This window comes from Shewanella avicenniae, assembly GCF_017354945.1.
In the GTDB taxonomy this organism is placed as follows: Bacteria; Pseudomonadota; Gammaproteobacteria; order Enterobacterales; family Shewanellaceae; genus Shewanella; species Shewanella avicenniae.
The window spans coordinates 2625089-2650733 of the sequence record NZ_CP071503.1; the positions used below are offsets into that span (position 1 = coordinate 2625089).

At 48.7% G+C, this 25645-nt stretch carries 18 protein-coding genes; 9 read left to right on the top strand and 9 right to left on the bottom strand.

The window, feature by feature from the left end; all coding sequences use genetic code 11:
• Window positions 1-140: 140 nt before the first annotated feature.
• From JYB87_RS11545 to JYB87_RS11555, 3 genes are read left to right on the top strand one after another with little or no spacing between them, the layout of a single operon-like run.
• Window positions 141-2393: a hypothetical protein gene (locus JYB87_RS11545; RefSeq protein ID WP_207353644.1), complete on the top strand. Its 2253-nt coding sequence runs from the start codon at window positions 141-143 to the stop codon at window positions 2391-2393.
• Window positions 2394-2408: 15 nt separating this feature from the next.
• Window positions 2409-3008, top strand: a complete 600-nt coding sequence (locus JYB87_RS11550) for a hypothetical protein (RefSeq protein WP_207353645.1) — start codon at window positions 2409-2411, stop codon at window positions 3006-3008.
• Window positions 2998-3537 (top strand): hypothetical protein, encoded by a 540-nt coding sequence (locus JYB87_RS11555; protein ID WP_207353646.1) that lies wholly within the window; start codon window positions 2998-3000, stop codon window positions 3535-3537. Before JYB87_RS11550 ends, JYB87_RS11555 begins: the two co-directional genes overlap by 11 nt.
• Window positions 3538-4512: 975 nt before the next feature.
• Here the strand turns inward: JYB87_RS11555 and lolE are convergent.
• The 3 genes from lolE to JYB87_RS11570 are packed head-to-tail and all read right to left on the bottom strand — an operon-like array spanning window position 4513 to window position 7711.
• Window positions 4513-5766 carry a lipoprotein-releasing ABC transporter permease subunit LolE gene (gene lolE / locus JYB87_RS11560; RefSeq protein ID WP_207353647.1) on the bottom strand — a complete coding sequence of 418 codons (1254 nt, stop codon included), beginning with the start codon at window positions 5764-5766 and terminating at the stop codon, window positions 4513-4515.
• Window positions 5767-5768: 2 nt separating this feature from the next.
• Window positions 5769-6473, bottom strand: a complete 705-nt coding sequence (lolD, locus tag JYB87_RS11565) for a lipoprotein-releasing ABC transporter ATP-binding protein LolD (protein WP_207353648.1) — start codon at window positions 6471-6473, stop codon at window positions 5769-5771.
• Between the two features lie 5 nt (window positions 6474-6478).
• Window positions 6479-7711, bottom strand: coding sequence for a lipoprotein-releasing ABC transporter permease subunit (locus tag JYB87_RS11570; protein WP_207353649.1), 1233 nt, complete (start codon window positions 7709-7711; stop codon window positions 6479-6481).
• Between the two features lie 85 nt (window positions 7712-7796).
• Here JYB87_RS11570 and JYB87_RS11575 point away from each other — a divergent pair, with 85 nt between their 5' ends.
• The 3 genes from JYB87_RS11575 to JYB87_RS11585 all read left to right on the top strand — a co-directional run bounded on the left by JYB87_RS11575 (window position 7797) and on the right by JYB87_RS11585 (window position 12975).
• The gene (locus JYB87_RS11575) at window positions 7797-8369 is read left to right on the top strand and encodes a hypothetical protein (protein WP_207353650.1); all 573 of its coding nucleotides are present in this window, start codon (window positions 7797-7799) and stop codon (window positions 8367-8369) included.
• A 98-nt stretch (window positions 8370-8467) separates the two neighbouring features.
• Complete coding sequence (gene mfd / locus JYB87_RS11580) at window positions 8468-11935, top strand: transcription-repair coupling factor (protein WP_207353651.1); 3468 nt, start codon at window positions 8468-8470, stop codon at window positions 11933-11935.
• Window positions 11932-12975, top strand: a complete 1044-nt coding sequence (locus tag JYB87_RS11585) for a peptidoglycan binding protein CsiV (RefSeq protein WP_207353652.1) — start codon at window positions 11932-11934, stop codon at window positions 12973-12975. Before mfd ends, JYB87_RS11585 begins: the two co-directional genes overlap by 4 nt.
• Window positions 12976-13011: 36 nt before the next feature.
• Here the strand turns inward: JYB87_RS11585 and JYB87_RS11590 are convergent, their stop codons facing one another.
• From JYB87_RS11590 to nagZ, 3 genes are all read right to left on the bottom strand, one after another.
• Window positions 13012-13284, bottom strand: coding sequence for an acylphosphatase (locus JYB87_RS11590; protein WP_207353653.1), 273 nt, complete (start codon window positions 13282-13284; stop codon window positions 13012-13014).
• 74 nt (window positions 13285-13358) lie between these two features.
• Window positions 13359-13901, bottom strand: a complete 543-nt coding sequence (ycfP, locus tag JYB87_RS11595) for an alpha/beta hydrolase YcfP (protein WP_207353654.1) — start codon at window positions 13899-13901, stop codon at window positions 13359-13361.
• An 80-nt stretch (window positions 13902-13981) separates the two neighbouring features.
• Complete coding sequence (gene nagZ, locus JYB87_RS11600; RefSeq protein WP_207353655.1) at window positions 13982-14989, bottom strand: beta-N-acetylhexosaminidase; 1008 nt, start codon at window positions 14987-14989, stop codon at window positions 13982-13984.
• A 290-nt stretch (window positions 14990-15279) separates the two neighbouring features.
• On the opposite strand from nagZ, the gene JYB87_RS11605 reads away from it, so the two are divergent.
• On the top strand, window positions 15280-16656 hold the full coding sequence (locus tag JYB87_RS11605) for an L-serine ammonia-lyase (protein WP_207356686.1): 1377 nt from the start codon (window positions 15280-15282) through the stop codon (window positions 16654-16656).
• A gap of 52 nt (window positions 16657-16708) precedes the next feature.
• On the opposite strand, the gene cysB is transcribed toward JYB87_RS11605, so the two are convergent.
• Window positions 16709-17683: an HTH-type transcriptional regulator CysB gene (gene cysB / locus JYB87_RS11610; RefSeq protein WP_207353656.1), complete on the bottom strand. Its 975-nt coding sequence runs from the start codon at window positions 17681-17683 to the stop codon at window positions 16709-16711.
• Window positions 17684-17912: 229 nt separating this feature from the next.
• Between cysB and JYB87_RS11615 the strand changes: the two genes are divergently transcribed.
• Window positions 17913-18692: a hypothetical protein gene (locus tag JYB87_RS11615; protein WP_207353657.1), complete on the top strand. Its 780-nt coding sequence runs from the start codon at window positions 17913-17915 to the stop codon at window positions 18690-18692.
• Window positions 18693-18813: 121 nt separating this feature from the next.
• On the opposite strand, the gene topA is transcribed toward JYB87_RS11615, so the two are convergent.
• Window positions 18814-21441, bottom strand: coding sequence for a type I DNA topoisomerase (gene topA / locus JYB87_RS11620; protein WP_207353658.1), 2628 nt, complete (start codon window positions 21439-21441; stop codon window positions 18814-18816).
• Between the two features lie 310 nt (window positions 21442-21751).
• Between topA and astB the strand changes: the two genes are divergently transcribed.
• Window positions 21752-23086 carry an N-succinylarginine dihydrolase gene (gene astB, locus JYB87_RS11625; RefSeq protein WP_207353659.1) on the top strand — a complete coding sequence of 445 codons (1335 nt, stop codon included), beginning with the start codon at window positions 21752-21754 and terminating at the stop codon, window positions 23084-23086.
• A gap of 107 nt (window positions 23087-23193) precedes the next feature.
• On the opposite strand, the gene JYB87_RS11630 is transcribed toward astB, so the two are convergent.
• Entirely contained in the window at window positions 23194-25623 is a 2430-nt protein-coding gene (locus JYB87_RS11630; protein ID WP_207353660.1) for an Ig-like domain-containing protein, read from the bottom strand.
• Window positions 25624-25645 lie beyond the last annotated feature (22 nt).

Here is a 25645-nt window from a genome sequence, read left to right on the forward strand (position 1 = left end):
ATCACAAATTTTTATCAATCGTTATAATATGTTATTACCTATCTATGGCATAGTTCACTTGCTGTCACTCACTCTGTAAGCAGCTTGCCACATCAATCACTCAACTGCAGCACTCATCTGATACAGGATGTTCCCCCGTTATGCTCCAAGAACAACTTGATGCCATTCAATCCGTCATGGATAGTCGCGTGAAACGTATTATCAAGACCACACCATGGCCGTTAACCATAGCAACGTTTCTGGTGTTAATGATGGGCTATGCCATCTGGTATCTGTGGTGTTTAGCTGCGCTCGAACCGTTAATTAGCGCACCAGAGCAAGATATTCTGCCCACCTATGCTCCCGTGCATCTTGCGCTATTAACCGTGATGGCGACGTTACTGTTGTTTATCAGTTGCTTATCCACCAAAGCACAAGCATTACGCTACTGGCAGGTGTTGTTAGTGATGTTTTTCGGTGGCGGAATAATTGTGGCAGCACTGCCGTCAGTATGGGCCGTACTACTGCTCGTTGTGGCGGCATTCGTAGCTTTGGCATACTTTATCTGGCCGTGGCAACACTTCATCAAGCCGCTGCAATCCATCGAAAAAGATCCCGATATACTCATGTTTGCTTGTGTAAATTGCGCTAAGCAAATCATTAGTTTGCCGCATAATGAGATCCGCCCTCAGTGGCTTAATTTGCTACAAGAGATATTGGCACTGAGGCAGACCACACCGTTAAAAGCGCGGTTTGACGAGGTGGTATTAGACTTTTCAGTGCACTTTGCCCTGCTGTTTGGTGCACTCAGTTTTCGTCTAAGTTCATACGGTGAAAACGAGCAGCAGCTGTTAACCACATTTTTGGCGCAATATCCTGCGTTTGATAGCACCAAACGCATGACCTATAACCAAGTTGCCTACTATCGCAACGTTACCCTCAACTCTGCAGAAGCTGAAAGCTACCTGCGCATCATGGCATTAAAGTCTGGCTTAATCGTGGCCGACCGTAGCGTTAAAACCTTGCCAGATACCATCAACGACCTCGAGCTGTTGTTGTTGCCACTGTTACTTGAAACGCCTGCAGCACAACAGGTGGATATCATCCATCTCTGTGAACGTTTGATGGCACGTTTACAAAAAACTCAGGAGCGGCTCAATGTATTTCAGCAAAATAGCTGGCTGGAGGTATTAAAAAACCTCGCACTGGGTGCCGACCCCGTGCACATCTCACTTTGTTATCAATGGTACCAACTGGATCAACGTTATCCGCAGCACCGCCTGAGTTTTGCCAAAGAGACATACGCCTACAATGAGGCACGTGAGCATCAGCTATTGGATTATTGCCAGCGCATTATTCATCAAGCATCACTGCAACTTATCGATCCCCATGCTAATAATCATTCGCTGTCGTTAAGCCATTTATTTGAACAGATCAATCAATATCCAAACTGGGCATTCGCGGCGTTTATCAACCAAACGCCAGCATCATTAATCACAGCGGGGGCTGCCCGCATAGAGACACAACTAGCCACCGAATTTTATGCCAAGCTCAACGCACTTACGGAGGCGCATCAGCGCATCGAAGCGCCTGACCGCGAGCAGCCGCTGGCACTCGATGCGACCAGTGATGCCGCGGTGGAACAGCAGTTATCGCGTTATTTTAATGCGATTGAGCGTGAATTGGGGTTAGTACTCACCCAATATGAAGAATGTGATGAGCTGCGTTATTGTCGTGAACAAGACAGGTATGAGTATGACATTGAACAGCAGCTAGATCGTGCCGTGCTGTCGCGTATCGATCAATGCAATGACAAATTGAGTCAGGTACTCAGCGAGTTACAGCACGATATCGACACACAGCACATTGATCTAACGCCCTTTATTGCCCATCTCAGGCTAAAATTTGGCGCATTAGCCCAAGCACTCGCCGCATGTGACAGTAACGAACAACTCCAATGGTTATTAAACGGCGACGATCTACCCGCCTTAGCCGTAGACAGCACCAGGCAACGCCCTCAATATCTGTTCGCCGTAATGCAGCAAGTCACGCTGTTTCACCAAGCACTGCATCAAAGTGAGCGTGGCAAAGCGTTTCGTGCCATTTCACGACTGTTACAACTCTTCGGTGCCCGCTACCCCCTTAACCAAGAAACCGCTGACAGCTTGATAGTTTCATCCATTCAAATGGCCAGCGATTGGACCTTACCGCACATAGATATCGAAGCCTGGCTTCAACAACTGCAGCAACTGGCCGACGACGTACTACCGTTACTGACGCCTGAGCGCCAACAACATGTGTTGCAGTTAATCAGGATGGCATTTGAAAAATATGCCGAGACGAGCGAAAACTCACTAGAGGCCAAGCATAAAGCCCAGCTGCAACAGCTGTTACTTGCAGGTACCGTGCAATGATAGCGCCGCAAACGATTGACAGCGAACGACATCTACGGCGATGCCGAGGTCACCGTGTTCATTAAGTTGCTAACGCGTGAGCTGGTGTGGGGCGGGATCGTCGGCTTACTGCTGGCATGGCCACTGAGCAACTATTGGCTATGCCAGCAACCCAGCCGCACGGTGAGCTCATTATCAGCCAATGGCTATGCGATGTATTTTCAGCCAGCGCAGATGCCGACTTGGCAAATCACCTTGAATAATGACAGTCAGTTTCGCGGACATTGGCAACGCACAGTCTATGTGTTGGACGAATATCAGCTGTATGCCTATCAACAAAATGATGGCCAAGTGGTATTAGTTGAAAGCCACAGTATCGCCCCGAAAGCACGCTATTTAGGGGAAGTAATAGCCACTAATACGCTGCTGCAAGCGCTGGCGCGGCGCCAGTTGAAGCTACCTGCTGAGCTAACCGCACATCTCAGTGCGATCAGTTTTCGCGAACATCGCTCCTGGCTTGGACAATGGCTGTACAGCGCCTATGCCTTACCCATTTATGGGGTACAGCAGCTAACGCCACTATCCGCCTCCCTATTAACAGACATCACGGCGACGGAGCAGAATAATGAACACTAAACACCGTCATGCAAGCTCTGCGGCGACGGCAAAGTTAGGTAAAATTCTCTATCGTCCCGCAACGTCGCCAGCGCAACTGATACGTCAACAGTTACCCTTGGCACTATGGAGAGTATTGTGGCTACTCATCTGCTGGTTAATGTTGTTGTATCCGGTGCTAGCGCTATTGTCCGTCGCAGCGTCCATCAACACTCACCTTGCGTTGCTGTTTTTTCTACTATTGTGGTCCCTGGCAAGCGTTGCCCTCTACCGTAATATTCCACAGCTATATTCCACTCGTTGGGATATCGTGGGTGATAAGGGTGTCATGTCGCAACGGGTTCAAAGTAATGGCCGAGTGTTGCAAAGAACCTTGCTATGTTTTGATAACGCCATCCAATATCAGCACCACGGTCATCATTTAGTAATTAAACAAGGCAATGACAGTGTACAGTTTTGTCACGCAAAAATGGGAAGTGAAGCAGAGCTAGCCTGTACGGCGGCTTTTCGAGCGGCAGTACAATTTCACGCTCGCTTACCAAAACAATAATCGTCAAGCACATGGATAGGCAATAGCATCTCAGCTAACCCCTGCCCTAAGATTACCTGACGGCCTAACCAGCTAAATCGGCCTTTATTAGTAAACGCTCAGCTTATAAAACAAGGGGCTTTATCGTTATTGATCTGCGATTGATTTTTGGCCAATCTAACTACCAAGCGTGATCACGGCTTTAAGCGCTAATGCGAAGCTCCCAGAATAACACCTATACTGCAACCTAATGCAACACTGATACATATCCCCAGCGCCAGTTAGTCGACTATTTTAACAGTTCTATAATGTCCAACATTTGTGCTAAGAACACTCAGCCAGAGATGTTTAACATCTTGATTTTTAATGATATTTAACCTTCAACTCTCGAAGTACGGACAAAGTGCTATATAGCTACGCTAAACTGAGTGTGACGGCAAGGTTACTGAGCACTTCTGGTTTAATACATAACAATTATGCCCGTGATGAAGGCAAACGCGACCACTAATTTCCTGACACATTAAATGACGATGTGTTGGGTTGATAAACCGCAGATGACGACGAAAACAGCTTGAGTCCAATTAATGTACAACCGCCAACGCCCCACAGCAGGATGGTCAGCGTGTCATATCCAAAACTGGACAAAACACAAAAGAAGGAAAAAACCTGAATGCCGATCGGAAGGATAAATAAACCGTAAACCCAAAGGGAGTATGCACTAAATTTGCTAAAGTCATCTGACGTCCTTGTAATTGAATGGCTAGAGCATACAAAAATCAGTTTGCTAAATCTGAAGCGATTACAATTCAATGTTTGCACCGTTAGCTTCTTTTTATCATCAGCTCAGAAAAAGCACATTGCCATTTGCCGCTGAACCAAGAAGCCATCAGCTTTTAAGTGAAATGTAACCAGCAGAATTCGTAAAGAATCTTCGCTGAGATCAAGCTTTATCAAGATACTCAGCGCAAAAAACTGATCCCGCAGACTCAGGTAACTTTACCGCCCTGCCAATGCCGCAGCTGGCGAAATCTGGCTGGCGCGATAAGCAGGATAAACAGTCGAAAACAGACTCATCACCAGTGCGGTTGCAATCACTAACACAATATCTTGCAGTTCGATTCGGGATGGCAGGAAGTCAATAAAGTAGACATCGGCAGATAAAAACCGATGACCAATCAGCGTTTCTAATTTCGCGACCAAATAAGACAAGTTATTCGCCATCAAAACGCCAGTAACGCCACCGATAACAGCGCCTAACACGCCGTTGAGCGCACCTTGAACTATGAACACCACCATCACGCTGGGGCGTTTTAAGCCCATAGTCATCAAAATGGCGATTTCGGCTGCTTTATCGCGCACCGCCATAATCAAGGTCGATACGATATTGAAACAGGCAACAGCAATCACCAGTGCCAGCACCAGATACATCAGGGTGCGTACCATTTGAATGTCTTGGTACAGGTGGCCTTGGGTACGCGTCCAGTCACTGACATACATAATCTGATGCTGCTGATAACCGAGCTGCCGCACTAACGTCGGCGCGTCAAAGACGCGCTCTACTTTGATGCGTACCACATTGACCGCATCCCCCAAATCCATCAGCGACTGCGCATAGGCCAGCGGTACATAAGCGTTGCTGTAGTCTAGTTCACCACCGATGCTAAAACTGCCACTAACCGTCAGGCTATGGCTAAGAGCACGCCCGATTTGACCAGCGGTGCGATCAGACGCAGCAGGCGGCAAGTAAAAGGTCACCACATCACCAACCTTCAATCCGAGCTTGTCGAGCACACCTTGCCCCATGACGATATTGGCACCATCACCAGCAAGACTTTGCCAACTTTCCGCTGACATAAACTGCGGCAAACTGGATACTTCCGCTTCAAGACTTGGATCAATACCGGTGATTTTTACCCCGGTAAAGCCACCAGGTTTTTGCAGCAACCCTTGCATTTTTACATTCGGCGCAGCGGCCACAATGCCATTAATGCCTTTAGCTTGGGTGAGAATTTCTCGCCAATTTGCCAGCGGTTCATCACCGGCAATCAGTTCGCCATGCGGCACAACCCCTAACAAGCGCTTCTCAAGTTCGGTCTCAAAGCCATTCATGGCCGACAGTACCAAGATCAGTACCGCCACCCCTAACGCGATGCCAGATGTCGATGCAAACGAGATAAAACTGACGAATCCGCCCCGCTCGCGCGCACGATAAAAACGCCAGCCGATGGTGATTGGTAGCGGCAGTCCCATGCTTAACTCTCCGCCTCGTTCACTAACAAATGGCCGTCCACCATACGCAGTTGCCGATCCATTCGGTCAGCGAGTGCTTGGTCATGTGTTACCACCACAAAGGCCGTATCGAACTGCTTTGCCAGCTCTTGCACCAGTTGATACACAGCTTCACCACTGGCCGCATCGAGGTTACCTGTCGGCTCATCGGCCAACACCAACTTAGGCTGGTTAATCAAGGCGCGAGCGATGGCGACCCGCTGGCGCTCCCCCCCTGACAACTCAGAAGGAAGATGAGTCAAACGATGGCTTAAACCCACCCGTTCGAGTAATGCAGTCGCCCGCTGGGCAACCTCTTTTTTGTTGTGTCCAGCAATCCACCCTGGCATCGAGACGTTTTCTAACGCGGTGAATTCCGGCAGCAGATGATGAAACTGATAGATAAACCCAATCTGCTCATTGCGCACTTTAGCCTGTTTAGCCAACGACATTTGGTACAGATTTTGACCATTTAACAAAACCTTACCTGCTGACGGCTTATCCAAAGTGCCCATAATATGGAGTAAGGTGCTTTTGCCTGAACCCGAACTCCCCACAATCGCAACCTGTTCCCCCGCATTGATGCAAAGCGACACCTCGTGCAGCACAGGCGTACTCACTTTGCCTTCAAGATAACTTTTGCTGACACCCTCAACTTGCAACAACGGCGGCTTTTCCATGTAACTCATCTCTTTTATTCGTAACGTAATGCGTTGGCGGGTTGTACGGCAGCGGCGCGTACTGCGGGATATAGCGTTGCCAACAGTGTTAACACCACTGACCCCGATGCGATAAGGCCCAAGTGGCTCGGGTCTAAAATGACTGGCAGACGTTGCCCCACACCTAAAATCTGCATGCCCAATGTGCTCATAATGCCATTGATATTCAGCGTCGCGGTCACGCCCAATGCGATACCTAACACCAAGCCCACCAAGGCATTCAGCGACCCTTGACTGATAAACACTAACATCACCCCAAATGGACTGAGCCCTTGGGTCTTCAATACTGCCACATCAGCAGTTTTATCCACGACCATCATCACCAACGCCGACACAATATTGAAGGCTGCTACAGTAATGATCAGGCTAAGTAACAGTGACATCATGTTTTTTTCCATCTTCACTGCAGCGAACAGATGGCCGTAATTATCGCGCCAATCGCTCACCTCGGCATTGATACCTTGCTGTTGAAGCAGAGTGCTCACCGCGGGAGATAGACTAGGCGCTAAGAAAGGATCACTGAGGAATACGCGCAAATCTTCAATATCGTCTGCGGATTTACGCATTAGACGGCGAGCATCGCTATAGTGCAGATAGGCGACGTTTGCATCTACCTGAGAGCCCATTTCAAACACGCCAGCCACAGTAAATGTTCGTTGACTGGGCACTGGGCCTAATGGCGAATAGATCACCCCTTCCCCACTGAGCAAACGCACTTTGTCCCCGCTAGAGACATTTAGCCGACGGGCTAATTCACTGCCCAGCAGCACATTATATTTTCCCGCTTGTAGCGCAGTGTAGGCATCATTAAAGGTATTCGTTGCTAAAGGCGACAGCGCCTTGTCCTCATCAGGGAAAATACCGTATACGGCCACCGCCTGAATATTACTGGCGGACTGCGCCATCGCTTGATTGGTAATGCTCGGCTCAACACCCTTCACGCCCGGCAAACTCAGCAACTGTTGTTTCACTTTTTGCCAGTCCGATAACGGGGCTTGGGTATGAATCGTCAGTTGCGGAATAGCGCCAAGGATGCGTTGTTTTAATTGTCCCTCGAGGCCATTCATCACCGAGCTGACAACAATCAGCGCAGCAACACCCAAAAAGATGCCACTGACCGCAAAAAAAGTAATAAATGAGGCAAAAGCGTTGGACTTACGCGCGCGCCAGTAGCGATAGCCTATAAAACATGACAGAGCTGGATTCATGTGAAGCGCCGCATCTCCCTTGCTAAATCATTGAAGTGCGCACGATAATAGGTGGAATAACCTGTAATTAAAAGAGGCACAGCCGTTGAATTCCGACAGTAACGCTTATTTCAGTGTATTGCATCCATTTGATGCCTATTTATCGCGCTGGCCCACTGAAAATCCACTGCCAACTGAAGAGCAATTGCATGGCATGAAATCCACCGGCATGCAGCTAATCAGCGAGGTAAAAGCCCTCGAAGGAAGTTACATGCTGCAGTTGCGTCATCTCGGGGATGACGCCCGCGCAATCGCCGATTACATGAAACTGCAATCGCGTAAAATTGACTTGGTATTGCAGCATCTACTGGAACAAGAAGCCAAAGATGGCTTGCGCTGCACCGGACTGCAATTTGGTGGCAGCAACTTTCGGGTGGCGAGCCCTGAGCCTTTTCAGCTTGGAGAGCAAGTTAAGGTCACACTGTTCATCCGAGAAGAGGTGCTGAGTGTCCTGTGTTTCGCCACAGTGGTGGATTGCCATCCAGATGCGCAGCAACCAAACCACTTCGTCGTGGAGTTAGCTTACAGTGTCATTAACGATGCCGAAGTTGAACATTTGGTGAAGGCCAGTCTTAACGTTCAACAAAAACAGCTGCAACTTCGAAAAGCCAATCGTTAACCAAAACATGCCAGTGCCAGCATCGGGCTGGCACTGCTGCAAACAGCACTATACAATGATGCGCAATTTCGTTGCGAGCAGTTGATTTTCCACCACTAATGACCACTTTTTCTGTTCTAGCGCCACCGAGCGCTACTCAAGCTGGCGATGTGCGTTTTCTTAACGTTACTGACGGTGTTGCACGCGCGCTAACGCTGGCCGAACTCAGCAAAGCGCATTCAGGTATTTCGTTACTAATCACCCCGGATACACCTAGTGCGATCACGCTAGAAGCCGAACTGAGTTATCTGCTGGCCGACTCACTGCCGGTATGGCTGTTTCCCGATCGTGAAACCTTGCCATTTGATAGCTTTTCACCGCATCAGGATTTGATCTCACAACGCTTAGAAACCCTGTCTCGCCTACCAACGGCGAATAAAGGTTTATTGATTGTGCCGGTCAGCACGCTGATGGTGCGTTTGCCGCCGAAATCTTTTATGTCAGCCAATGTGATGTTGCTGAAAAAAGGCGACAAATATCCGCTGGAGCAGATGCGCCAATATTTGGTGGATGCGGGCTATCATAATGTTGGCCAAGTTTATGAGCATGGCGAATTTGCCATCCGAGGTTCCATCATCGATATCTTTCCAATGGGGTCGAACGAACCACTGCGGATCGAACTATTTGACGATGAAGTGGAATCGATTCGCTATTTTGAAGCGGATAGTCAGTTGTCAAAAGCGCCGGTCAATGAGATCCGCATGCTGCCAGCGCGTGAATTTCCAACTGATGACGCCGCGATTGAAGGGTTCCGCCAACGCTATCGCCGCTATTTTGAAGTGGTGGTTAAAGAGCCAGAATCGGTTTACCAACAAGTTAGCCGCCACATCATGCCAGCGGGCATTGAAAACTATCTGCCGCTGTTTTTTGATGAAACCGCGACCCTGTTTGACTATTTGACCCCCGCAGTGCAACTGCTGACCGTGGGTGACTTAGCCAGCGCCGCAGATGAGCATTTAAAGCAGATCCAACAACGCTATGAAGACCGCCGCGTTGACCCATTAAGGCCATTATTAGCGCCGCAAGATCTCTATCTTTTAAATGAGCAGCTATTTGCCGAATTAAAAACAAGACCGAGAGTGCAACTGGCTGCCACCGAGCAAAAACACCAGTTGCACGCGGCACTGCAACCACTGCCCGATTTAACCGTTAACCATAAGCTTCGCCAACCCTTGGCCGCCGTTGCCGACTACATGGTAACTGGCGCCAGCAGAGTGTTATTTAGTGCCGAATCTGAAGGTCGCCGCGAAGCGCTGCAAGAGCTGCTGAGTAAGATTAATGTTAAGCCAGTGAGGTTTAACAACATAGCCGACTTTATCAAGGCGCAAGACAGCATTGGCTTAATTGTTTCGCCGTTGTCACAAGGTTGTCGTTTAGCGACTCCCGATGTCAGCATCATTTGTGAAACAGAGCTGTTTGGTGCGCGTATTTCACAGCAGCGCCGCCGCGATAAACAACGTCAAGTCAGTCAAGATGCGCTGATCCGCGATCTGGCCGAGTTAAAAGTCGGCCAAGCGATTGTGCATATCGAGCACGGGGTTGCACTCTATAAAGGTCTGGAAACCTTAGATACTGGCGGCATGGTCGCCGAGTACTTAAAGCTTGAATATGCCGGTGGCGACAAGTTGTATGTGCCGGTGTCTTCGCTACATCTGATCAGCCGCTACACCACAGGGCCAGAAGCTGAGCCAGCACTCAATAAGCTGGGTAATGAAAGCTGGGCGAAGGCACGTAAAAAGGCGATTGAGCGGATCCGTGATGTCGCGGCCGAGCTATTAGATGTCTATGCCCGTCGCCAAGCACGCCCCGGCTTTGCCTGTGAGCTGGATGACACCGAATACGCCCAGTTTGCCCAAAGTTTTCCATTTGAAGAAACCGTCGACCAAGAGAATGCGATTGACGCTGTGCTGAATGACATGCAGGCGGCCACCGCGATGGATCGTCTGGTGTGTGGTGACGTGGGTTTTGGTAAAACCGAAGTGGCAATGCGCGCAGCATTTGTCGCGGTAAACGCTGGCAAACAGGTGGTGGTGTTAGTGCCTACGACCCTGCTCGCCCAACAACATTTTGAAAACTTTAAAGACCGTTTTGCTGACTGGCCAGTGCGGATTGAAGTGATGTCACGCTTCCGTACCGCCAAAGAGCAAAATCAAGTGATTGAGGCACTGGCCGAAGGCAAGGTTGATATCGTGATTGGCACCCACAAGTTGCTCAACTCAGAAGTGAAGTTTGAGGATTTAGGGTTATTGGTTATCGATGAAGAACACCGCTTTGGGGTGCGTCAAAAAGAGAAAATCAAAGCGCTGCGTGCCAACGTGGATATCCTAACGCTGACAGCGACGCCGATTCCGCGAACCCTCAATATGGCGATGTCCGGCATGCGTGATCTGTCGATAATCGCCACGCCACCGGCAAAACGGTTAGCAGTGAAAACCTTTGTGCGCGAATATGATAAGAACACCATTCGTGAAGCAGTACAGCGGGAAATTTTGCGCGGCGGTCAAGTATATTACTTGCACAATAACGTCGAGAGTATCGAGCGTGCCGCAGAAGAATTGCGCGAATTGGTGCCGGAAGCACGGGTGATTGTCGCCCATGGACAGATGCGGGAACGGGAACTTGAACGGGTTATGTCAGAGTTCTACCACCGCCGCTTTAACGTGCTGGTGTGTACCACGATTATCGAAACCGGAATTGACGTGCCAAGCGCCAATACCATCGTTATTGAACGTGCCGATAACTTTGGTCTGGCACAGTTACACCAATTACGCGGACGCGTTGGCCGTTCACACCATCAAGCCTACGCTTATCTAATGACGCCCCATCCGAAGCGAATGACCGCTGATGCGCGCAAACGTTTAGAAGCAATCGATGCGCTGGAAGACTTGGGTGCAGGCTTTATGTTGGCGACCCAAGATTTAGAAATTCGTGGCGCAGGTGAATTGCTCGGTGAAGAACAAAGCGGTCATATCTCCAAAATTGGTTTTAGCCTGTATATGGAGATGCTGGAGTCGGCTGTAAAAGCCCTGAAACAGGGTAAAGAACCATCACTGGCACAAATGCTGAACGAACAAGCCGAGATGGAACTTCGTATTCCGGCCTTGTTGCCAGAGGACTATGTCGGCGATGTGAATATTCGCCTATCCTTATATAAACGCATCGCCAACTGCCACACCGAAGCTGCGCTCGATGAACTCAAAGTTGAGTTAATTGACCGATTTGGTCTGTTACCCGAGCAAACCAAGAATCTCATGGCGATGACCTTACTTAAACATCAAGCCACTGTGCTCGGCATCAAAAAGCTAGAAATGCACAGCCGTGGTGGCAGTTTAGAGTTTAATAACGACCATGTGATCGACCCAGGCTTTATCATTGGCTTACTGCAATCACAACCACAAATCTATCGAATGGACGGACCGAATAAGTTAAAGTTTGCCATGGCGATGGAGAGCAGCAAAGAACGACTCGATACCGCACAGCTGCTATTAGCGCAGTTATCGCAACACAGGGTGGGAGACCAAGCGTGATTAAACAATGTCTGTTAGCAACACTGGCAGGACTAAGTGCATTTGCGGCGCAAGCTGCCCAATACCCTTGGTATGAAGTTGAGATTTTTGTGTTTGAACGCCAAGCAGTAAGCGACGAACACTGGCCGTCCACGCCACTCACCTTAAAAACCGATAACGCCATCGATTTAATTACCCCACAAGTGGCCAATGATATCACCGGCGTAAGCATGGCATTGGGCGATTGTGGTAATCGCAATTGGAACAATGTCAGCAGCCAAGATTTTGGGGTTAACGCCACTCTAGATACCACACTGACGACCTCACAAAAAACACCAAATCAGCAACCTTGTCATGGTCTTACCAGTGCCAACAAACTGCTATTGCCCAAGCAACTACCGGTACAAGTTGTGCCAGCCAACCAGCATTCGGCTGCGGTGCCATCTGCGGTGTTACTCGGTGCGAATAACGCCAATTTTAAGAACTACATCGCCAAGTTAAATCGCCAAGGTGGAATTCAACCACTGCTGCATATGACATGGCAGCAAGAGATGAAGCCACGCAGCAATGCGCAGCCACTGCATCTGTTTGCAGGTAAAGATTATGCCGAGCAATTCCAAGCCAATGGAATGCCAGTATCGGTGGAAGCAAAATCTAACCGTTATGGTTTTGATGAACTCAAACAGGATGGCAATCAAACGGCTCCCGTTTGGCAATTTGACGGCTTACTCACCATCTATCTAAATCATTATCTGTTTGTGGAAACTCGCTTTAATTTACGAGCACTTGAGCAGAAAACCTTGGAAGGCGATGCCACCTCGGACACCACACCATCCATCATTCCGTTTTTAGGCGTGGCACCTATGGAGCAAAACCGCCGTATTCGAAGCACTGAAATCCATTACTTCGATCATCCACGGATGGGAATGTTGTTACAGGTAAGAAAGATGCAACAGCCTTCTGGTGTCGCGGTGGAAGCGGAAGAGCAAGCTGACGACAGCGCCGATACGCCACCTGAATCAACAGCGCCTGAATCAACTACGCCGAACGGGGTCCATTAATCAAGACAGCTAACGCTGGCTGAAGTGCATTTGGCTTCAGCCAGTGACTGAAAAATCGAGATAAATCTCATCGCCCTCATCGTCTTCAACCAACACATGACTGACATCGGCCGCGAATGGCCCAGCTTCACAACTGGCAATCAACTGGTCGACGGCGGGGTAAGCGCCCTGCGCTAACACTTCAACATCGCCATTTTCCAAATTACAGACATAGCCGGTCAGCCCTAAGGCACGCGCCTTTTGTAAGGTAAATCGTCGATATCCTACGCCCTGCACTTTGCCTTTTACTGTAAGCAATACGCGTTTCATCACAGCCCCCTCATTCGAGTTCTACTGTTAAATCAAGCACTACTGGCAGCAAAAAGCAAAGTTTGCTGACGATATTAATCGCTAAATTTAAATCCCTTAATACTGGTGAGGTGACTTGAGAGCGACGGAAATTTGTGTGGCTGATTTTTATCCACAATCACCTGATAATACTCGCCTAATAAATTGCCGCTGCGCTCGCTGTCGAGTAACTCATCTTGCGCGGATAATAAACATAAGGCATTTCCGCGATTTTTGCGGCGAAATTCGCTAACGCATTTATCAGCAATGTCCGCATACTCTTCTGGACGGTCAATTTTGCCCTGCATGTTTTCTTCTGGCCACAGATTAGGATTCACCAGAACAGTGCGCATACCCGACAGAAAGCCTACCCGTTCAGCCCAAAATCCTCCCAAACCAACCCCAAGCAGTAACGGCTGTTTATCATCGGTGAGTTTGAGATGCTTATTTACTTCATTGAGCAAGTGTTGCATGTCATATTTGGGATACAGGGTGCTGTAACTGACCAAACGTACATCGTCATCAATGAACTGCAACTGACGCACCTTTTCATGGTTGCCGGGACTGGTAGCATCAAAACCGTGCAGGTATAAAATCATCCAAGTATTCCTTTTACGTCACTACGGTTCTATTCAAGCTAACTGAGATCTCGATCAAATTTGTTGTGCCATATCAAATATTATGCAGCGCGGATCTGCTGAACGATGGCAATCGCACGTTGCCACTCAGGTTCATTCTCGAGCGCTTGCATCACTTTGAGCGGATCAGGCTTAAGTGCCGCGAACAAGGCGTTATCGGCAGTTGGCCAATCAAAATCATTTAGTAATGAGCGTGCACCTTGTGGATCATTACACACCAACACCATATTACAGCCCGCGTTCAATGCGGCATGGGCTCGAGCGCGGTAGTCTCCGGCAACTGCAGCGCCTTTCATGCCGAGATCATCGGAGAAAATCACTCCGTTGAAATTCAACTGATGACGGAGCACCTGCTGCAACCAAAACTCACTAAAGCCCGCTGGTTGGTTGTCTACCGCCGAATAAATCACATGGGCAGGCATGATGCCCTGCACCTTCTGTTCGTTAATCAATTGCTTAAACGGCAGCATATCTTGCGCCGAAATTGCCGCCAATTCGCGTGGGTCGATCGCGCTGGCGTGATGCGTATCAGCCACCACGCTGCCGTGCCCAGGGAAATGCTTACCGACCGCGGCCATCCCGGTTTGCGCCATTCCGTCTATAAATGCCGATGCGAGCGCGATAACCTCATCCGGTTTTGCTGAAAAGCTGCGCGTGCCAATCACCTCACTGACACCGTTAAGGTCAAGCACTGGCGCAAAGCTTAAATCGATGTCGCATGCCAGAAGCTCTGTGGCCATTAAAAATCCTAACGATTTTGCCCAGCGCTGCGCTTCCGCTAAATCCTTGGCGGCAGGCAGAATATCGCCCATCGCCGGGATTTGGGTAAAGCCGTCTCGAAAGCGTTGTACACGGCCACCTTCATGATCCACTGCGATAATAATCTCAGGTTTAACTGCTCGAATCGCGGCGATTAACTCATTGAGCTGCTGTCGATGTTGATAGTTACGGCTAAACAGAATCAAGCCGCCAACGGCTGGATGTTGTAAAACGTCCGCTTCATCCGCTTGCAGGGTGGTGCCTTCGATATCCAGCATCAAATAACTCATGGGCCTTCCTTACTCCAAACAATTTCTCATCATTACACAGCGTTAACTCGGTAGCCTTTCATCGCTCAGCTATACTTTGCAAACGGTTATGGTCAGTTATTTTAATCTGACTAATGCGACTAAACATCGATAAAAATATCTAATGCAAATATGGCTGTTGTTTGTGGGATACTGAGCGACATAGCACTGAAATATCGTTCCAGAGTAACGGTATTTAAATCGATGTAACAGCCTAATCAACGCTGTTTACGGCGAACGCATAATAATAAAGCTGAAATCAGGATTCTATGATGATTAGCGTTTTCGATATGTTCAAAATCGGTATTGGCCCGTCAAGCTCCCACACCGTTGGGCCAATGAAAGCGGGTAAGCAATTTATCGCCCACCTGCAACAACAAGGGTTACTGGCTCAGGTTGATGAATTGCAAGCTGAGCTTTTTGGCTCGCTTGGGCAAACAGGTAAAGGCCACGGCACAGGCAAAGCGGTTATTCTCGGGTTGATGGGGGAAGAGCCTGAAACCGTCGATACCGATAGCATCGACGCCATTCTACAGCTGGTTGAGCAACAACAGTGCCTGCCATTATCCACTGGCCGCTCGGTAAAATTCACCCGCGAACAGGGCATTACGTTCCACCGTCGCAAAACTCTGCCTGCCCATGCGAATGCCATGACACTGTATGCTCTTCAACAGGGGCAAGTGATCTGCGAGCGCACTTATTACTCGGTTGGTGGTGGTTTTATTCTCGATCAGGATGAAATTCTTGCGAAGAATGCTTCGCCTGCAACGCCAATGAAAAAGGCACCCTACGATTTTGATACCGCTGCAGAATTGGTACAGCTTTGCCATGACAATGGCCTGAGTATCGCCGCATTAATGATGGCGAATGAAACCAGTCAACGCGCTGAAACGCAAGTAAGACAGCAGTTGTGGCAGATCTGGCAAACCATGAAGCAATGCGTGGATAAGGGCTGCAAGAAAGAAGGCATTCTACCGGGAGGATTAAAACTGCGTCGCCGCGCGGCAGCGTTACATCGTCGACTAAAAGCCGAAAGCAAACACAACGTTGATCCACTCAATACCATGGATTGGGTGAATTTATTCGCCATGGCAGTAAATGAGCAAAACGCTGCGGGCGAACGCGTCGTTACCGCGCCCACCAACGGCGCGGCGGGGATTATCCCTGCGGTATTGTGCTATTACGATGCCTTTGTTGAGAAAGTCGATGAAGATACCTGCTGCAGCTTTTTATTAACTGCGGCAGCGATTGGTATTCTGTATAAGAAAAATGCCTCAATTTCCGGTGCCGAAGTCGGCTGCCAAGGTGAAGTGGGCGTTGCTTGCTCTATGGCCGCAGCGGCATTGACTGAAATCATGGGCGGCACAGTGTCTCACGTCGAAAATGCCGCTGAAATCGGTATGGAGCATAATCTAGGGCTCACCTGTGACCCCGTGGGCGGCTTAGTGCAAGTCCCTTGTATTGAGCGCAACGCGATGGGCGCAGTCAAGGCAATTAATGCATCGCGCTTAGCACTACGCGGCGATGGTAACCACAAGGTATCGCTGGATAAAGTGATAAAAACCATGATGGATACCGGCAAAGATATGCGCAGCAAATATAAAGAAACCGCCAAAGGTGGGCTGGCGGTCAACATTGTTGAATGTTAAAGACAACAAAGCCTGCAATTTTGCAGGCTTTGTTTTAATCGGCGCATAGAGATTAGCGAACTGGCAGATCCATATCGGCAAACATCTCTTCAATCAGCGTAGAATCTTTAATCGCCTCTGCCTTTTCAACCACATCTCGAGTCAAGTGCGGTGCAAACCGCTCAATAAAGTCGTACATGTAGCCCCTTAGGAAATTGCCCTTACGGAAACCGATTTTAGTGGTGCTATGGGCAAACAGGTGGCTGGCATCAATTGCAACTAAATCGGTATCAATTTGCGGGTTAACCGCCATTGACGCGATAATCCCCACCCCTAAACCTAAACGCACATAAGTTTTCAACACATCCGCACTCGTGGCACTGAACACCACCCGAGGCTCAACACCGGCGCGCTTAAAGCCTTTTTCAATTTCTGACGCTTTGTCAAAGCCAAACACATAAGTGACCAGCGGGAAACGCGCTAACTCTTCAATGGAGATATGGCTACGACTCGCTAGTGGGTGGTCTTTTTGCACCACCACAGAACGGTTCCAGTGATAGCAAGGCAACATAATCAAATCACTATAGAGGTGCATCGCTTCTGTTGCTATGGCAAAGTCAGCATCGCCACGAGCAGCCGCTTCGCTGATCTGCGCCGGACTGCCTTGATGCATATGCAAATTCACTTTGGGATAGCGTTGAATGAATTGTTTAATAATGTGTGGCAAGGCATAACGCGCCTGTGTATCAGTGGTGGCGATATTGAGATCGCCTTGATCGGGTTTAGTATATTCCTCTGCGACCTTTTTGATACTTTCGACTTTACCGAGAATATCATTGGCGATTCGAATCACCTGCTGCCCCGCTGGGGTCACATGGGTAAGGTGCTTGCCACTACGGCCAAAGATTTGAATACCCAGCTCATCTTCCAACATACGAACCTGCTTACTAATCCCCGGTTGTGAGGTGTAAAGGTTCTCGGCGGTAGTCGAAACATTGAGGTTGTGGTTGACTACTTCGGCAATATATCGCAATTGCTGCAGTTTCATTGTCTAGTCCTTGAATTCCTGTTCCGCAAAATGCCAGAATTTGTGAGTTGGTAGCGCGATACTATAATCATTGGTTATAGAGCATCGCAATCAATAATTCAATCTGGAATATATATCCCCCAGACTGCTGAGTTGTGTGCAAGCGCATAAAAAAGCAGGTAAAAGATATCTATTTCACTAAATCGATTTATTATATTATTAACAAAATTATAAAATTAACGAGAAGACTATGGCCTTTACCCTAGTACTGCTGTTAATCGGAGCATTGTTGGTCGTCGTGATCGTTTTCAATGCTATGCAGCAGCAAAAGGAACGAGCTGAAGCGGTGCGTCGCACCGAACTTACGCGACAACGCTCGATTATGGAAGAAACCGAAGAAGTCCTCTCTAACACCGGTATGTTTCCATGCTCGCCCAATGTAAGCTTAGTGCTGTATCGCCGCATCAGAGATGCTGCCGTACAAGCATTACAACTCGTACCACCGCAGCAACGTGGCGACTATGAGCGCCGCATTCTTGACCTCGATAGTTTAATTAGCACCCAACAAAGTTCCGGGGCATCAATTCCCTCACTTGAGTCATTTAAGCTGCCGGATAACGATCGCCAAATCCTGACTCTCGTTCAAACACTGAAAAAGCTGCGTGCCATCGTTCGAGATGAACACAATAAAGGTAAATTAGATCCAACAGTGTTCGCTAATGAAGAAGGTCGTATTAATAACCTGCAATTGCGCATTAACGTTGAAAGCATGTTATCCAGAGCGCGTTCAAGCTGTTATATGAAGCAATATGGTTCATCTCGGCAGATGGTAACTAAAGCACTGAGTACACTGAATGCAATTAAGGCACAAACGCCAAATGATCCCTTCATAGGTAAGAAAGTTGAAGAGGCTAAATTGCTGTTGGATGAGATTAACAGTGCAGTGAAAACCAACGCGCCAGCGGCAGCAACAACCAAGAAAGAAGAAAACGATATTGATGTGATTTTCCAACCCAAAAAGAAGTGGTAACCCAGATATCACACCTGTTGTTAGATGCCCGTTGTTGAGCGCTGACATTCAAGTCCTGAAGTTTTAGTAAGATAATAAAAAACCCTGCGATGCAGGGTTTTTTATTGGACTTAATATCCGCTTACTTTTTCTTAGCGGAACCGGTGCTCACCCATTTACCCGCTTGGTAATGCGCCGCCCAACCGCTGGCCTTGCCGCTGATTTCACTGGCGACGTATTGTTCTTTTGTCTTACGACTAAATTTCACCAAGGTTGGATTACCCGCATCATCTTGTGCTGGTGCATCCGCTAAATATTGGTACTTAGGCCAGAGTTGATCACGACAACTCACCAGTTCCGACACCAAAGGTGCACGAGTCTCGCGTGAACGCGGGAAGGTACTCGCCGCCAAGAAAATCCCTGCTGCACCATCTCGTAATACGAAATAGGCGTCAGATTTTTCACATTTCAACTCAGGCAAATGGATTGGATCTTCTTTTGGCGGTGCCGCCTCACCATTTTTCAGCAGCTTACGGGTGTTTTTACACTCGCTATTGGTACAACCGAAATACTTACCGAAACGCCCGTTTTTAAGCTCCATATCTGAGCCACAGCGGTCGCACTCGATAAGCGGGCCATCATACCCTTTAAGCTTAAATTGGCCGGCTTCCACCTCGTAACCATCACATGACGGGTTATTACCACACACATGCAGCTTACGCGTTTCGTCAATCAGATAGCTGTCCATCGCCGTGCCACATTTGCCACAACGATGTTTGGCACGCAGTGCATCAGTTTCTGCATCTTCACCGTCGGCGATGGCTTCTTCACCGGGTACCAAATTCATGGTGGTCTTGCAGCGCTCTTTCGGCGGTAAGGCGTAACCCGAGCAACCGAGGAATACACCGGTAGTCCCTGTGCGAATGCCCATTGGACGACCACAGGTTGGACAGACGATATCGGTCAACACCATCTGATTTGGACGCATACCGCCCTGTTCTGGCGTCTGCTCAGCCTGTTCTAATTTTTCGGTAAACTCGCCGTAAAATTTGTTAAGGACTTGTTTCCACTCCAACTCGCCATGAGCAACGTCATCAAGGGTTTGCTCCATTTCGGCAGTAAAGTCGTAGCTCATCAACTCGCTAAAGTTTTCTAACAAACGCTCACTGACGATTTCGCCCATTTTCTCGGCGAAGAAACGACGATTTTCGACACGAACATAGCCGCGGTCTTGAATGGTAGAAATAATCGCTGCATAGGTGGATGGACGACCAATGCCACGCTTTTCTAACTCTTTCACCAACGACGCTTCACTGTAACGTGCAGGCGGTTTGGTAAAATGTTGCTTCGGTGTAAGTTCGTTCAAATCTAACTTGTCACCCTGCTCCACAAACGGCAGCGTGACCTCTTCATCATTCTTTTTCTTCAGCGCAGGTTGCACCCGCGTCCAACCATCGAACTTGAGCACTCGTCCGTTTGCCCGCAGCTCATAATCACCGGCTGTAACAGTTAAGCGCGTAGCATCGTATTGCGCAGGTGTCATCTGACAAGACACAAACTGGCGCCAAATCAGTTCATATAAACGTTGCGCATCACGCTCCATATCTGTCAGCGAGACTGCTGCAACACTCACATCAGATGGACGGATCGCTTCGTGAGCCTCTTGCGCGTTTTCCTTGTTGCCATAACGTAATGGTTCGGCCGGCAGGTAACGCTCACCAAATTCTTTGCCGATCATACTGCGGACACTGTCGAGTGCCTCTTGGCTCAGATTGGTCGAGTCGGTACGCATATAGGTGATGTGACCGGCCTCGTAAAGGCGTTGTGCCAACATCATGGTTTTCTTCACCCCGAAACCAAGACGCGTACTGGCGGCCTGCTGCAAGGTGGACGTAATAAACGGCGCGGAGGGTTTGCTCTGCGTCGCTTTGGTCTCTTTGGCGGTAACCACGAAAGATTGCTGCTGCAAATCAGCTACCGCTTTTAATGCTTGCTGCTCATTTTTAGGTTCAAAGGCTTCGCCATTAAAACGAGCAACTTCCATCTCCAACGCACTTGAAGGCGTTTGCAGATTGGCATGCACGTCCCAAAACTCTTCCGGAACAAATGCTTTAATTTCAGCTTCGCGCTCAACTACTAGACGCACTGCTACAGATTGCACCCGCCCTGCGGATAAGCCGCGCGCAACCTTTTTCCACAGCAGTGGCGACACCATAAAGCCCACCACACGGTCAAGGAAACGGCGCGCTTGCTGCGCATTGACCATATTGTTGTTCAGGTCGCCCGGATGACTAAACGCATCCTGAATGGCAGATTTGGTGATTTCGTTGAACACCACCCGCTTAAAGCGTTGTTCATCACCACCAATCACTTGTTGCAAATGCCAAGCAATCGCTTCCCCTTCGCGGTCCAAATCCGTTGCGAGATAGATTTGGTCAGCCGACTCAGCAAGTGATTTAAGTTCTTTTACAACCTTTTCTTTCCCAGGCAAGATTTGATAGCTGGCTTTCCAGTCATGCTCAGGGTCGATCCCCATGCGAGCAATAAGCGCTTTGCGCTCTTTTTCCTGCTTATACAACGCCTTTTCTTCAGGCGACATCTTGCGCACATCAGCAGCGGAAACGCTTTTCCCATTGGACTCGGCAGTAGATGAGGTAGGCAGATCTCGAATGTGCCCAACACTCGATTTCACGATAAATTCTTTACCAAGATATTTATTTATAGTCTTGGCTTTGGCCGGTGATTCGACAATAACTAGCGATTTTCCCATTATTCAGTGCGCCAAAATTCTCGGAAAGGTAAAATTTGCCACCATATATAGAGGGTTGTTGACCCAGTTTCAAGTCAATCCCACTTTTATGTATGACAGGGAGTCAATTTTTAAACACAGAAAAATATTCAAAAAATAATATTTCATCTTAAAAAATTAATATTTCATTATTTAACGGTAAGCAAGTAATAGTTATTCAAATTTGGCGTTCCCGCTGATTTTGAGCATCAGAACCTCGCTTGTCGTCGATAAATTCTTCCCTATACTGGTGGCAAATTTAACAAGATTTTAAATTTCTCAAGGGGACGAGATGAAACAGTTCGAAGCCAACTTCGACGGCCTAGTAGGCCCTACACACAGCTATGCAGGGCTATCGTTTGGCAATGTCGCCTCCAGTCAAAACGCCGCAGCACCTTCAAATCCTAAAGCTGCTGCCCTGCAAGGATTGAAAAAAGCCAAAGCGTTAGCGGATATGGGCCTAGTCCAAGGGGTTATTGCTCCTCAGGAGCGCCCTGACGTTTACACACTGCGCGAATTGGGGTTTTCTGGCACCGATGCACAAGTATTGGCAAAAGCCGCTAAAACAGCGCCTCAGTGGCTACAAGCATGCGCCAGCGCCTCCAGCATGTGGACCGCAAATGCCGCAACGGTATCGCCAAGTGCCGATACTAGCGACGGAAAAATCCATTTTACTCCGGCGAATTTGGTCGACAAATTTCATCGCAGCATCGAAGCCAACACCACCAGCCGTATTTTGCAGGCAATGTTTTACGATAAGCGGCATTTTAAACATCACGCGCCCTTACCTATGCATGCCAGCTTAGGCGATGAGGGTGCGGCCAATCACACCCGTCTTTGTCAGCAATTTGATGAATCGGGCGTGGAGATTTTTGTCTACGGCCAATCGGTCTTTAATTCCTCAATGCCGAAACCACAGAAATATCCAGCAAGGCAGACACTAGAAGCATCACAAGCCATCGCACGCCTACACGGGTTAGACGATGATAGCTGCATATTTTTGCAGCAGAATCCGCAAGTCATCGATCAGGGCGTGTTCCACAACGACGTGATTGCGGTCGGCAACCAAAATGTGCTGCTGTTTCATGAGCAGGCATTTTTTGACCGCGAACAGAAACTTCAAGAACTGCGCGATAAGTTTGAGGGTGAACTTCACCTTATCAAAGTGCCCAGCGCCAAAGTATCTGTCACCGATGCGGTCAAAACCTATCTTTTCAACACGCAAATTATCACCCTGCCATCAGGAGACATGGCGATTATCGCCCCTAGCGACTGTGAAGAGCATGCAGGAGTGAAAGCGTACCTTGATGAGTTGCTTGAAATGGGCACTCCCATCAAACAAGTGCTGTATTTCGATGTGAAACAAAGTATGCAAAACGGCGGCGGCCCAGCGTGTTTACGTCTGCGCGTTGCAATGAATCAAGAAGAATTAAACGCTGTAAATAGTCATGTGATACTGACAGATGAACGCTATGAGATTCTCACTAAATGGGTTGAACGTCATTATCGTGACCGACTGTTACCAGCAGATTTAGCCGATCCTCAGCTGTTATTAGAAACTCGCAGCGCGTTAGACGAACTTACTCATATTTTAAAATTGGGCAGCATTTATCCGTTTCAGCGCTAATTATTGACGCGGAAATTTGATCAGTCATTTTTATAATGTCCGTTCAATACCGCCTAAATTTACCTCAATAAAAAAGCCCGCAAAGCGGGCTTTTTCGAATCGAGCTTTTAGTAAATATTGACTGGAATACTTACAACTTCTGATACTAAACCACCTGGCGATGTCACGGTTACAATAAAGGTACCAGAGTCTGGCTGATCAGCCCCACCCAAGGTCACACTGAACTGTCTACCACCGTTGTGATTTGAGCTCGGCCAAGTGAAACTTGCAGTGCTATCCACTGAACCCGCTGTGGTGCTGAAGTTCACCACTGAACCGGCAGGCATCTGTTGGTTATGGATATCAGAGATAGTGAACTGCACCGTTGCAGCACCAGTACCAGTGATATCAATTGACCCACCCAGATTATCACCATCACGGTCAATAATACGGATATCTGAAGCTGCAGTCGCATAAGCTGCGCTACTTGCCATCACCATCACCAGACTACCGCGAACATAAATTGATTTGGGTTGGTTTACGCCATCAGCACAACCGGCATGTGCAGGGATTGAACACAGCACACCGTTGTAAACGCCATCAGCAGTATCAAACACGCCGTTGCTGTTGTAGTCGATCAAACGCTCATTATCGCCACCCGCTTGACCACCTGCTTGCTGCGGATTGAAGATGCCGTCTTCGTTGTAATCTCTGAACGCATCATCTAAATCGTAGGGCTGACCAGATACATCATTACCCGCAAACGCTGCAACTTCAGAGACATCAAAGCGACCATTACCGTTGAGATCAGGGAACGACTCTTCACCAATAGCGTAAGCGTTAATCGTAGCGCGGCCACCATACATTTGACCGTAGAAGTTGCCACCATTGACTAGCTCTGCACGCGGATTGCGCATAGCGCCTGTGGCACTATCAACTAACGACTGCCCTTCTGGACGAGCGTTTTGGCTTGTCCAAGCAACACTACAGGCACCATTACTGGTCACACATGAGGGTTCAATCGCACCACCTTCGGTAGTGAAATACACAGCGGTACCATCTGGCACAGGGTTGTTAAACGCGTCAGCGAGGCGCGCGGTTACCATCACTTCGGTACCATCTACATCCCACCCTTCAGCATTCAACACTTCCGCAGAGAGAGAGAATGAATCTTGGTCTGGAATACCGGTTGAAATCACCAATTCACTAGATTGGGAAGAAATCACTGGATTTGAACCATCAATTGTTGCCGTCACACGTACCGACGTTGCCACTGTACCCGAGTTAACCACTGTCTGTACGATGCCAGAACTGTTAGTAGTAGCGCTTGCAGGACTCAGTGACAAACCACCCACTGTTGAGTTCAGGCTGAAGCTTACCGATTGGTTTGGTACAGCATTCCCGTTGGTATCCAGTACGCGAAAACGCAAGGTAGATGATTCATCCAAACCAGTACCTTGAATACCAATTTGTGATGGCGTTGCGTCCAAAAACACTACGCTACCGACGTTAGCAGGAAGCACTGTTAAACTGCCTGAAGCTGACAAGCTACGTCCGCCCACATTCGCTGTTGCAGTAATGGTGTCAGTATTGACACAGCCTTGAGCTAGATAAGTACTGCTGGCAACACCATTTACCGTAGTCACTGGCGAGCTCAATTGAGCCAACCCTTGACGGGTACACACAGAAGAGAAAATTACATCAACTGGGTCAGTGAACAAATTTCCTTCGTCATCACGCAACTCGACGCTTACTGTCGCTGTACCACCGGCAGACAAGCTCGCAGTGCTGACGGCGGCCTGTTGCGCCACAAACGGCGTACCGCTACCCATAGTGACATTCGTAGCACCCACAACGAAGACTCGCTCAGCCGATTCACCGGTTGCGAGCGTCGCAGTCGCAGTGCCAGCCCCTGGTGTGCTACCAGCATAGATATTCACACTAGCAACCCCGTTGCTATCTGTCATTGCCGTTGCAATCGGTAAATCACCAATGCTGCTAGTAAACGTAACAATGACTGCTCGAGAAATTCCGGTCACACGTGCAGTTAAAATGCCTGGGCTTGTTGCATTAATGGTATCCGTTGCAACGCCACTACTATCAGTCAAACTCAACGAAATTTGTGCTGAGCCACCGCTTGCACCACCGTCACCGACCATAGTAAAGCCAACGGATGCAGACGCACCGGATGAAATAGACGCTGTAACCTGCCCAGCACCTGGGGTGTTAGACGTCGCAAGCGTGACAGTTGCCACCCCATTTGCATCGGTTAATGCTGTGCCGATAGTAGGAACAAACGTTCCCAAAGAAGCATTGTTAAGCGCAAACGTCACTAACTCGCCGGCAACAGCACCTGACAGGCTGTTTGTCACCGTGGCCGTTAATGTGGCTGGAGTGTCGGCAGCAATCGTGCTGTTTGAAATGGATAATGTGACCGAAGTGGTCCCGGTTGGATTAGTTGTTCCGTTGTCCGTATTTTGGTCTAGATTACCACCGCCACCACAGGCTGTGAGCATCAAACACAGACACGCCCCTAAAAACTTAATTGCTGACTGCATTGTCAGCCTCCTTGTCATCTCG